Source organism: Hominisplanchenecus faecis (assembly GCF_020687205.1).
In the GTDB taxonomy this organism is placed as follows: Bacteria; Bacillota; Clostridia; order Lachnospirales; family Lachnospiraceae; genus Hominisplanchenecus; species Hominisplanchenecus faecis.
The window spans coordinates 34,046-44,937 of the sequence record NZ_JAJEQE010000023.1 but is presented as its reverse complement, the minus strand read 5'-3'; the positions used below and the strand labels follow the sequence as shown (position 1 = coordinate 44,937).

Genomic DNA, 10,892 nt, shown 5'->3' with positions numbered 1-10,892 from the left:
ATTGAAGAGGCTCTTCCATATCTAAAGGAGCATCAACAAGAGATAACCGACCGCATTTATCGTGGAAAGTATACTCCGTCTCCAGTAAGACGAGTTGAGATTCCCAAACCAGAGGGTGGTGTGCGAAAGCTTGGCATACCAACGGTGATAGACCGTACAATCCAACAGGCAATCACGCAAGAGTTAGTGCCAATCTATGAACCGCTGTTTGCAGATGGTAGCTTTGGCTATCGTCCGGGCAGAAGTGCGAAGGACGCAATACAAAAAGTGAAAGAGTATGCAGAACAAGGATACACATATGCAGTATCCTTAGATTTATCAAAATACTTCGACACACTGAACCATGAAATTCTCCTTAACTTACTCCGTAAGAATGTAAAGGACGAACGGGTGGTGCAGTTGATTAAGCGATATCTGAAAAGCGGGGTAATGGAGAACGGAGTAGTCATGGAAACAGAGGAAGGTTCGCCACAAGGAGGAAATCTATCCCCACTACTGGCGAATATCTATCTCAATGAGTTTGACCAGGAGTTTTTGAAGAGAGGAGTCCCATGCGTCAGATATGCAGATGACATCGTGCTCCTTGCGAAGAGCAAACGGGCATCGGAGAGACTTCTGGAAAGCAGTACGAAATACCTTGAAGAGAAACTGAAACTTACAGTCAACAGAAAGAAAAGCCGTACTGTCAGTGTGTTTGCAATCCGAAATTTTAAGTATCTAGGCTTTGCATTGGGAAGGAATGGAACGGGTATTTATGTTCGCGTTCATCCAAAGTCATGGAGAAAGTTTAAGTCGAGACTGAAAGAGTTGTCTTCCCGTAAACGATGTCAGTCAATCAAGCCAAGCCTTGAGAAAATCAAGATATATGCAAGAGGATGGCTGAACTATTACGGAATAGCAAGCATGAAGAACAACATCGAAGAGATCAACGGATGGCTCTACCACAGAATACGTATGTGTATATGGAAACAGTGGAAACTTCCAAAAACAAAGAAAAGAAATCTGATAAAGATGGGAGTACACGAATACTATGCGAATATGGCGGCAAACTGCCGAAGAGGACACTGGTATTGTGCGAATCTGACAACAGTTAAGAAAGCCATGACAAAAGAGAGACTGATAAACGGTGGCTTCTATGATTTAGCCACAGCCTATCAGTCCGTGCACGTCAACTATTGAAACCGCCGTGTACCGAACGGTACGCACGGTGGTGTGAGAGGACGGCGGTTAGTCACTGCCTCCTACTCGATTGCAATCATTATTGGGGACTTTTGACACCCACATCATATTATAAGAATATAATCCGGAAATTATGCATTGATTGCTTCTTTTAATGCCTTTGCCAGCTGATCCGGGCAGGAAGTTGGTCTTGGACCACAGTGGATGCCTTCCAGTCTGGCGATGGCATCTTTTACTTTCATGCCTTCTACCAGGCGTGCAACGCCCTGTGTGTTTCCGGAACATCCGCCGATAAAGTTTACGTGTTTGATGGTGTCTCCGTCCAGTTCGAACTGAATTGCCTGAGAACAGACACCTCTTGTTTTATATACCTGCATTTTAAATACCTCCTGTTTTTTATGCGAGTTAGGAAATACCTGTCATCTCACGGAGCAAGATTTCCTGATGCTTTGACTTGATTATACGCATTTTATCAGGCGGATGCAAGACATATTGTATTCTGCAAAAAATCCCACTGATATGAAATTTTGCTCAGCTTGACATAGACCTGATTTTACGGTAAAAATAGAAGTGTTGTAATAAAAATCTTAAATTACAGAAAAATGAATGGATTTTATAAGTGCCAAATTCATTAATATAGAAGGAGACAGACATGGGTACAATTGGAATTATAGGAGCAATGGAAGTTGAGGTAAAAGAGCTGAAGGAGCAGATGCAGATTACACGTCAGCTGACAAAAGCAGGCATGGAATTCTGCGAGGGCATTCTGGAAGGTCAGGATGTTGTTGTGGTACGCAGCGGTGTTGGGAAGGTAAATGCGGCGGTCTGCACACAGATCCTGATCGATGTGTTTGATGTAAAAGCAGTGATCAATACAGGAATCGCCGGTTCTCTGAAAGCGGAGATCAACATCGGTGATCTGGTTATTTCCAGCGATCTGGTTCATCACGATATGGATGCAGTAAGCTTTGGTTATCCGAAGGGACAGATTCCGCAGATGGATGTGTTCTCTTTTGAGGCGGACAAGGCACTTGCGGATCTGGCTGAGAAAGTATGTGAAGAGGTTAATCCGGAAATTCAGGTATTTCACGGAAGAGTTGTCAGCGGCGATCAGTTCATCGCAGACAAAGAAACCAAAGAGAACATTTCGACACTTTTCGCAGGATACTGTACCGAGATGGAAGGTGCTGCGATCGCACAGACTGCACACTTAAATGAAGTGCCGTTTGTTGTTCTGCGTGCGATCTCAGATAAGGCAGATGACAGTGCATCCATGGATTATCCGACGTTTGAGAAGCAGGCAGTTGCTCACAGCGTCAGACTGGTTCGCGGCATGATGAAGAATCTGGCTGCAAAAGAAGCGTAGAAAAAAGAACGAAAACTGAAGAACTTCATAAAAAAATCCCCCGATTTTCGAGCCATAAGAGCAGAAATTGTCGAACGATTCTGCTTTTCAAATGCAAATTCTGAGGCTATAATGTGCCTGCAACATTCATCCGGAGAATGTGACTGCTGCAGCAGCGAAACGTGAAATGAAAACAAGCAGGATCAGAAGGGGGATTATCCATGTTACAGTTTTTAAGTCAGCAGACAATATTGTTCTACACAATGGCATTGATCTGTGCCTGGGGAGTGATCAGCCAGGTGGTACTTCGTTCGATGTATGGAAACCTGCTCAGAGATGTCAGAAGGCAGGGCATGGCGAAAGGTAAGTTTATGAAACAGCTTCGCCAGCGTTATCAGAACGTATGCAGAATGAAACAGAATACGGTCAATGCTTTTAACACGGAAGCATTTATACGCAAAAATCTGCTGGAGTACCGTCTTTTTGGAGGATCTTTGCATACCTGGAAACGGATGGCACAGATGGCTGCCATATTATGTGCGGCACTGGGAGCGGTCGGATGGTATATCAGCCAGCCGCAGGCGGTTGGCGGCATGCGTCAGACTTATCTGACAGGCACTTTGCTGATGGAGGGAATTTTTCTTCTGGTCTTTGGCGTTCTGGATACAGGATTTGCAAAACAGTCATTGGAGATTACTTTGCAGGACGAGCTGGATAATGTGCTGGTGCTTCATGCTTCTTCTGGTGTACAGGCTACAAAATCTTCTGTTGCAAGACAGAAACAGCCGGAGCCGGTGCAGCCGATACTGGCGGAATTTTCAAAACCGGCAAATCAGGTGGAAATGGCAAAATGCGATGCATCGTCAGAAGAAGTGGCAGTTTCTGCTGAGTCGGAAGACGTATCCGGACATTTCGGAAAAATGGTTTCCATGCCGGGACGGAAAAAGAAGAGCGTAAAGAACAGCAAGGATGGTATCAGAGACAAGCAGGAGCTGAAGGAGAATCTCGGAAAAATCCGGGAGGGTATCCGTGAGACAGCAGCTGCGGCGGATACACCTAAAGAGCAGACGGCGAAGATTCTGCGGCAGATGGATTCGGATGAGCAGGAACGTGTGATACGGGAAGTTCTGAAAGAGTTATTGTCATAATGGAGCAGGGATTTCCCCTGCAGACTAGCATTACGAAAGAGAGGAAACTGCTATGGAGATTGTATTTCTGGAGACCATATCGCTTGGTGATGACATAAATCTGGACAGATTTGACGAACTGGGACATGTAACAAAATACAGAGACACACCGGTGGAAGTGGTGCCGGAGCGGGTAAAAGATGCAGATGTTGTTGTAATCAACAAAATTCCGATGAATGAAAAAACGCTGGCAGGTGCTTCGCATCTGAAACTGGTAGCCGTAACGGCTACGGGAATGGACAATATTGACCGGGCATATACAGACAGCCACGGCATCCTGTCAGCGAATGTAGCCGGCTATTCTACGGAAGCAGTGGCACAGCATACATTTGCACTGATGTTCTATGTTCTGCATAAACTGGCCTATTATGATCACTATGTAAAATCAGGTGCGTATTGTACCTCCGTTCAGTTTTCTCATTTTGAGCAGAAATTTTCAGAGCTTGACGGAAAGACCTGGGGTATTGTCGGCATGGGAGCGATCGGAAAACGTGTGGCATCCCATGCACAGGAATTTGGCTGCAACGTTATTTATTATTCAACATCCGGGAAAAATACGGATCAGCCGTATGAGAGCGTAAGTTTTGAAGAACTGCTGAAACGTTCGGATCTGATATCGGTGCATGCACCGCTGAACCCGGCCACAAGAAAACTTTTTGACAGAGCGGCTTTTGAGAAGATGAAGAAGTCCGCAATTTTTATCAATGTGGCACGCGGAGCGATCGTGGATCAGGAAGCACTTACGTGGGCTTTGCAGGAAAATAAGATTGCGGCAGCGGCTCTGGATGTGCTGGACGGAGAGCCGATGAGGGAGGACAATCCATTAAGGCAGATCCAGGACAGCGGCAAGCTGATCATTACGCCTCATATTGCCTGGGCACCGAAAGAGACTCGTGAAAGACTGCTGGACGGAGTCTATGAAAATATCAAAAAAATCCTGTGATACCAAACAGTTCGATATCACAGGATGCACATAGCTGAAACAGTTGTCAATCCTCTTCGATTACCTGAAGTTCAAGGTAGTCGAAGGGGATTTCTTCTATAAAACTATCCTGGTAAAAACGAGTTTTGCTGTGGCGTTTGAATTCCTGAATATTGGAATCGAGCCAGATCGGTTTGCCGAGATCAAAGTCGTAGCAGATCTGATCTAAAGAATCAAAGATTTTGTGTGTGCGTGTGTCATTTCGGTCATCTTCTATGACGGTATCTCGAAGCATATGGTTGTCTTTAAAAATTTTCCCCCATAAACGGAACATAACATTTCTACCTCCATATAAAAGCTGCCATAAAGGGCAGAAGTAATCGATTTCAAGTATAGCGGATTTTAAAATGAAAGTAAAGGAAAGTTATGAAGCAATCAGAGGGTTTTCGTATATTAAATCTAATTGGTTTCTTTCGCAGTAGCCTCCACCTGGCGGCTGACTTTTGAGGTGTCACGGTTCATAAAGTAGCTGTAGATCAGGGAGGACATTTCCTGAAGAGAATCTACGGCAGAATTTTTGCTGGAAACCTCGCAGGACATGATACATAAAATATAATCGCCTTTTGGTGTGTAGACGATCGCTGCATCGTTTTCGCAGTCGGAAGTCTCACCGGTTTTGTTTGCAACACGCGATTCCGACGGGATCGTGGATGGGATTTTGTAGGTAACCTGCTGATTTAACAGAAGTTCTTCCATCTGGCGGGAAGCGAGATGAGAGACAAATTCTCCGCGGTAAATACGTTCCAGAAGGCGGCCGCAGTCTTTGGCGGAAGTTGTGTTTTTGGTATCAGTGTCGTACCACAGACTGGTGTCCTCCAGACCGTTGTATTCGTGCGTATATTCAAATCCCTGTGCTTTTATGAAAGCATTTACTTTCTTCATGCCTTTCTTGTGGTCGTGATCTTTGTTCAGATAACGGACCAGCTCATTTGTGGCAGAATTATCGCTGACTGTGATCATTTCATCGAGAAGATGTTTGGTCGTGTCATTCATTTCCAGATTGCCGTTCTGGATTTCCTGCATTACGGCTCCCATCACATAAAGTTTGATCAGGCTTGCGGACTCCTGGGCACGTTCGTTGATGCTTATCACATTTCCGGTGGTCAGGTCTTTCAGATAAACAGACCACTTGGAAGAATAGCTGTTGATGCGTCTGGTAAGCTCTGTTTTCAGCTCTTTCCAGGAAAAATCCTGATTCAGAGAATCAAAAGTATAGGAAGGTGTAAGAGTGGCTTCCTGCAGAATCTGTGAAAAGGTATCGGAATTATCAGCCATAAGAAAAGAAGCTGTGTTATTGGAAGACTTGCTTTCTTCCGGGATTTCCGTTTCCGCTTCGGTCTGAAAAGTGCTTAATGTTTCAGGGGATACCGTTTCGGTTTCGGACGGAACGGATTCTGTCTGAGTACTTTTTTCAGTTGTTATATCCTGTCGGAACGGCGATTCCTTCAGCCAGTCTGTTGTATCAGAAGCAGCTGCCAAAGCAGGAAAATTCTGTAAAAGAATACTGCCGGACAAAAAGGCAGCAGTAAAAGTTTTTTTCAGTTTCTTAGAGGTCATGCTACATCCTTTCTCCTGAAAAACAGTTTGATGGATCAAGATACAAGACAATGTCTGCCAATGCTCTGACATCATTCTGAATCATACAATAAACTTTCCGTTCTGTAAAGAGTTCAGACAGAAAAATATTCTTGATAAATGCTGGAAAATATGCTACATTCTCAAGGTGACAAGACACCTGAAATGACATTGTTGAAGAATCAATATAAAGGTGTAAACTCACTCCGGGAAGTGCATACAGGCAGTCTGACCGGGAAAACTTTATCGAGGAGGAAAGAAAGGCATGAAAAAATTACTGAACCACATTTTTATTGATGGTTTGAGCGGCATGGCTTTGGGCTTGTTTTCTACACTGATTGTTGGTACAATAATCCAACAGATTGGAAACCTGATCGGTGGAAACATTGGAGACATGCTTTTTATCATGGGAAAGATGGCAGCAGCGATGACCGGTGCGGGTATCGGTGTCGGTGTGGCACACCGTTATCAGGAAAGTCCGCTGGTGGTGCTTTCTGCGGCAACGGCCGGCATGACAGGAGGATTTGCAAGTAAGATTCTGGCAGGTTCACTTCTGGTTGACGGAAGCGTTGTTCTGGCAGGACCTGGAGAACCGCTCGGTGCATTTGTAGCGGCATTTGCAGGAATTGAACTGGGACATCTGGTTTCCGGTAAGACAAAAGTAGATATTCTGGTAACACCGATCGTGACGATCGTAACCGGATGTGCAGTCGGTCTGATCGTAGGACCGCCGATCTCCAAATTTATGACCGGACTTGGTGCAATCATCAACTGGGGAACAGAACAGCAGCCATTTATCATGGGAATCGTGGTTTCCGTGCTGATGGGAATGATCCTGACACTGCCGATCAGTTCTGCGGCTCTGGGTATTATTTTAAATCTTTCCGGACTTGCAGCCGGTGCGGCGACGATTGGATGTTGCTGTAACATGGTAGGATTTGCGGTGGCAAGCTATCGTGAAAATAAAGTTGCCGGACTTCTGGCACAGGGCGTTGGAACATCTATGCTGCAGGTGCCGAATATTGTAAGAAAACCAATCATATGGATTCCGGCGATTGTTTCCAGTGCCGTTTTGGGACCGGTCAGCACAATGCTGGTCAAAATGACGAGCAATGCAACAGGATCCGGTATGGGAACCGCAGGATTTGTAGGGCAGATCATGACCTATCAGACGATGGCACCGGAAATCGGAGGTACCATGACGATGATCATCATTGTGGTATTCCAGATTGTGCTGCCGGCAGTGATCACACTGGCAGTATCCGAATTTATGAGAAAAAAAGGCTGGATCAAAGACGGCGATATGAAACTGGAACTGTAGGAGTGAGTTTAAGCCTCCTGCAAAGTGATTCCGACAGAATCATGTATCAGATTTCCTATGCATCTGATTTGATCAAATATGCAGGAGGTATAAAAAAATTATGAATCGAAAAGGAACAGGGCTTGTCCATATTTATTTCGGGGACGGAAAAGGAAAGACAACAACAGGAATGGGACTCTGTGTGCGGGCAGCCGGTTATGGCTACCGTGTACTGATCTATCAGTTTATGAAAAACAACAAGACGAGTGAACGAAACATTCTGGAAAAGATAGAGAATGTTTCAATCGTAAACGGACTGGATCAGGAGAAATTCAGCTTTCAGATGACGGAACAGGAAAAGAAAGAACGTCTTGCTTTCTATAACAGTCAGTTTGAGAAGGTGACAAAGAAAGCGGTGGAGGAAGACTTCGATGTGCTTTTTCTGGATGAGACGATCTATACGATCAGTGCGGGACTGCTGGATGAAAAGCTGGTACTTGACTTTCTGAAAAAGAAACCGGACAAGCTGGAAGTGATCCTGACCGGAAATACACCAAGCGAGGCGATGATCGCTGCGGCAGACTATGTATCGCAGATCAAAAAGATCAAGCATCCGTTTGATGAGGGTCAGGCATCCAGAATGGGGATTGAAAAATAGAAACGTGTCGGAGAGTGTGTGAAATCCGGCACAAAAATATCCGTAAAATGAGGAGTGCCCCCAATGTCTGGTACATTGGAGGCTATTATGAAAAAATTTATTGCTTTGTGTAAAGTGTATCAAAAGCTTTCGCTCTTGAACTGTTTACATAGTAACAATGATGTATGAATAGAATATGAACGCTCTGTGAAAAGTGTGTGAAAATAACAAAAACAGGTCTTGAACAGACCTGTTTTTTGTTGGAATGTACTAATACATGACGGAATTGTTGGAGTACAAAGTACAGAACAATTCGTATGCATCTTTTCATCGTAACATCAAAGCTTAATGTTTTTGAACAGGGAGCCAAGACTTGTGGTAGCGGCTTCTGTCTCCGGAAGTTCGAAAGTCTCTTCTTCGACTTCTTCTGCGGCTACATCGTTCAGGGCTTTCATGCTCAGACTCAGTTTTCCGTCTTTGATCGCAGTGATCTTGACTTTTACAGTATCACCTTCGGACAGAACAGCTGCCGGTGTTTTGATACGTTTTTCGCAGATCTGAGAAACGTGCAGCAGACCGGACAGGCCATTTCCAAGGTTGATAAATGCACCGTAAGGTTTGATAGTCTCTACGGTTCCTTCGGTAACGAGTCCGACCTGAACGTTGGAAACTTTTGCTTTGCGTTCTTCATCTGCTTTCTCACGCAGGATCTCTCTTGCGGAAAGGACGAGACGTTTGTTTTCAGCATCAGCATTGATGACACGGACTTCCAGTTCTTTGCCGAGCCAGTCGTTCAGAGCGTCTTCTTCTACATAATTCAGGGAAAGCTTGGATGCCGGGATGAAACCGCGGATGCCGTCCAGGTATGCAACCACACCGGATTTTACGATGCCACCGACCTTAACGGTCAGGTTGGTGCCTTCTTCCATGTATTTTTTGAATTTGTCCCATGCGAGAATGTCATTCGCTTCTTTGGAGGAGAGCAGAATGTGGCCTTCTCCGTCATCTCTGCGGATCACGGTTGCGGAGATCTCATCACCGATGTGAACATCTTCTTTGAGATTAAATCCAGGATCGCTTGTGAAATCTTCCAGACGGATGATACCTTCGGTGTAGTATTTCAGATCCAGTGTGATCTCAGATTCGGAAACACCGATTACGGTTCCGGTGAGGATATCGCCTTCATGGATCTGTTTGAAAGAAGCTTCCAGTTCTTCAGCGTAATCAGCCATGGTTTCTGCCGGTTCTTCCGGTGCGGCAGTTTCGGTGGTTCCCGGTGTTTCAGCAGCCGAAGTTTCGGCTTCTGCTGCGAGTTCTTCAGATGTTTTTAATTCTTCTGACATTGTAATACCTCCTGTTGATTTTGTGGTGTTAAGGCAAAAAGATGCAGACCGGAAGACTTGCTGCCGGGTCTGTAAAATATGATTCCAATATACCTTTTTGCGATGAATTTGTAAAGCAACTTGGGAAATAACTTTTGACCATGACATTCAAAAATGCTAAAATAATAAAAACAGGAGCAGACGGGTGTCTGCGGAAAGGATGGACTTATGAATATTCCGACACCTCATATAGAGGCAAAAAAGGGTGATTTTGCAAAAACAGTACTGATGCCGGGTGATCCGCTGCGGGCGAGATTTATAGCGGAACATTATCTGGAAGATGCAGTTCTGGTCAACTCGGTGCGCCAGATGTCAGGTTATACGGGAACTTATAAGGGCAAGAGAGTTTCTGTGATGGCGAGCGGCATGGGAATGCCTTCAATGGGCATTTATTCTTATGAGCTGTTCAATGGTTATGATGTGGAAAATATTATCCGGATTGGCACGGCAGGTGCACTCAGGGAAGATCTGCATCTGCGGGATCTGGTATTTGGCATCGGTGCCTGCACAAATTCGAATTTTGCGGCACAGTATCAGCTTCCGGGAAGCTTTGCTCCAACGGCATCTTTTCCACTTTTGAGAAAAGCAGTAGAAGCGGCAGAAAAAAGGGAAGGTCTGCATTATATGGTCGGAAATCTGCTTTCTTCGGATACATTTTACAGCGATTCCAACCTGGATGTGAACTGGCGGAAAATGGGCGTACTGGCCGTGGAAATGGAAGCGGCGGCATTGTATATGAATGCGGCGAGAACCGGAAAACAGGCTCTTGCGATCTGTACGATCTCGGACAGCATTGTTACCGGAGAGGCGACAAACTCAGCAGAACGTGAAAAGAGTTTTCGTGATATGATGGAACTGGCACTTGAAATCGCACCTGAATAACGGAGGGATTTGCAGGATGGATGACAGAGATAGAAAAGAGCTGGTAAGACAGGCTTTTCTGGCACAGCAGCAGGCTTATGCACCGTATTCAGAGTTTCTGGTCGGGGCGGCACTGCTCACGGAAGACGGTAAGATCTATCAGGGCTGCAACATTGAGAATGCGGCATATTCGCCGGGCAACTGTGCGGAGCGGACAGCATTTTTTAAGGCAGTGTCAGAAGGCAGGCGGGATTTTACGGCGATCGCGATTGTCGGAAATAAACGGGGCGAAGCCGGAGATTATTGTCCGCCGTGCGGCGTGTGCCGTCAGGTGATGGCAGAATTCTGCAAAGCAGATTTTGAGATTCTGCTGGCAAAGGATACGGAAAACTGGAAAAGTTATACACTGGAGCAGTTACTGCCAGAGCGTTTTACGTTATAATC

At 45.3% G+C, this 10,892-nt stretch carries 12 protein-coding genes; 8 read left to right on the top strand and 4 right to left on the bottom strand.

Annotated elements, in window-relative coordinates:
* The coding region (ltrA, locus tag LKD42_RS08205; RefSeq protein ID WP_248835389.1) for a group II intron reverse transcriptase/maturase at window positions 1-1,179 on the top strand (1,179 nt) is incomplete at its 5' end.
* 131 nt (window positions 1,180-1,310) lie between these two features.
* Here the strand turns inward: ltrA and LKD42_RS08200 are convergent.
* Complete coding sequence (locus LKD42_RS08200; protein ID WP_022117961.1) at window positions 1,311-1,556, bottom strand: TIGR03905 family TSCPD domain-containing protein; 246 nt, start codon at window positions 1,554-1,556, stop codon at window positions 1,311-1,313.
* Between the two features lie 275 nt (window positions 1,557-1,831).
* Here LKD42_RS08200 and LKD42_RS08195 point away from each other — a divergent pair, with 275 nt between their 5' ends.
* The 3 genes from LKD42_RS08195 to LKD42_RS08185 all read left to right on the top strand — a co-directional run bounded on the left by LKD42_RS08195 (window position 1,832) and on the right by LKD42_RS08185 (window position 4,654).
* Window positions 1,832-2,545 (top strand): 5'-methylthioadenosine/adenosylhomocysteine nucleosidase, encoded by a 714-nt coding sequence (locus LKD42_RS08195; RefSeq protein ID WP_248835388.1) that lies wholly within the window; start codon window positions 1,832-1,834, stop codon window positions 2,543-2,545.
* A gap of 200 nt (window positions 2,546-2,745) precedes the next feature.
* Window positions 2,746-3,672 carry a magnesium and cobalt transport protein CorA gene (locus LKD42_RS08190; protein ID WP_248835387.1) on the top strand — a complete coding sequence of 309 codons (927 nt, stop codon included), beginning with the start codon at window positions 2,746-2,748 and terminating at the stop codon, window positions 3,670-3,672.
* 52 nt (window positions 3,673-3,724) lie between these two features.
* Window positions 3,725-4,654, top strand: a complete 930-nt coding sequence (locus LKD42_RS08185; protein WP_248835386.1) for a D-2-hydroxyacid dehydrogenase — start codon at window positions 3,725-3,727, stop codon at window positions 4,652-4,654.
* A 46-nt stretch (window positions 4,655-4,700) separates the two neighbouring features.
* Here LKD42_RS08185 and LKD42_RS08180 read toward each other — a convergent pair whose 3' ends face one another.
* The gene (locus tag LKD42_RS08180; protein ID WP_022118153.1) at window positions 4,701-4,967 is read right to left on the bottom strand and encodes a hypothetical protein; all 267 of its coding nucleotides are present in this window, start codon (window positions 4,965-4,967) and stop codon (window positions 4,701-4,703) included.
* A 125-nt stretch (window positions 4,968-5,092) separates the two neighbouring features.
* Window positions 5,093-6,250 (bottom strand): serine hydrolase, encoded by a 1,158-nt coding sequence (locus LKD42_RS08175; RefSeq protein WP_248835385.1) that lies wholly within the window; start codon window positions 6,248-6,250, stop codon window positions 5,093-5,095.
* A gap of 283 nt (window positions 6,251-6,533) precedes the next feature.
* Between LKD42_RS08175 and LKD42_RS08170 the strand changes: the two genes are divergently transcribed.
* Entirely contained in the window at window positions 6,534-7,589 is a 1,056-nt protein-coding gene (locus LKD42_RS08170) for a PTS sugar transporter subunit IIC (protein WP_248835384.1), read from the top strand.
* A gap of 100 nt (window positions 7,590-7,689) precedes the next feature.
* A complete protein-coding gene (locus tag LKD42_RS08165; protein WP_022118370.1) occupies window positions 7,690-8,226 on the top strand; it encodes a cob(I)yrinic acid a,c-diamide adenosyltransferase in 537 nt (178 codons plus the stop codon).
* Between the two features lie 317 nt (window positions 8,227-8,543).
* On the opposite strand, the gene LKD42_RS08160 is transcribed toward LKD42_RS08165, so the two are convergent.
* Window positions 8,544-9,548: a S1 RNA-binding domain-containing protein gene (locus LKD42_RS08160; RefSeq protein ID WP_248835383.1), complete on the bottom strand. Its 1,005-nt coding sequence runs from the start codon at window positions 9,546-9,548 to the stop codon at window positions 8,544-8,546.
* Between the two features lie 207 nt (window positions 9,549-9,755).
* Between LKD42_RS08160 and deoD the strand changes: the two genes are divergently transcribed.
* Window positions 9,756-10,469 (top strand): purine-nucleoside phosphorylase, encoded by a 714-nt coding sequence (gene deoD / locus LKD42_RS08155; protein ID WP_248835382.1) that lies wholly within the window; start codon window positions 9,756-9,758, stop codon window positions 10,467-10,469.
* Between the two features lie 16 nt (window positions 10,470-10,485).
* Window positions 10,486-10,890 (top strand): cytidine deaminase, encoded by a 405-nt coding sequence (locus LKD42_RS08150; protein WP_022118373.1) that lies wholly within the window; start codon window positions 10,486-10,488, stop codon window positions 10,888-10,890.
* Window positions 10,891-10,892: the final 2 nt, after the last annotated feature.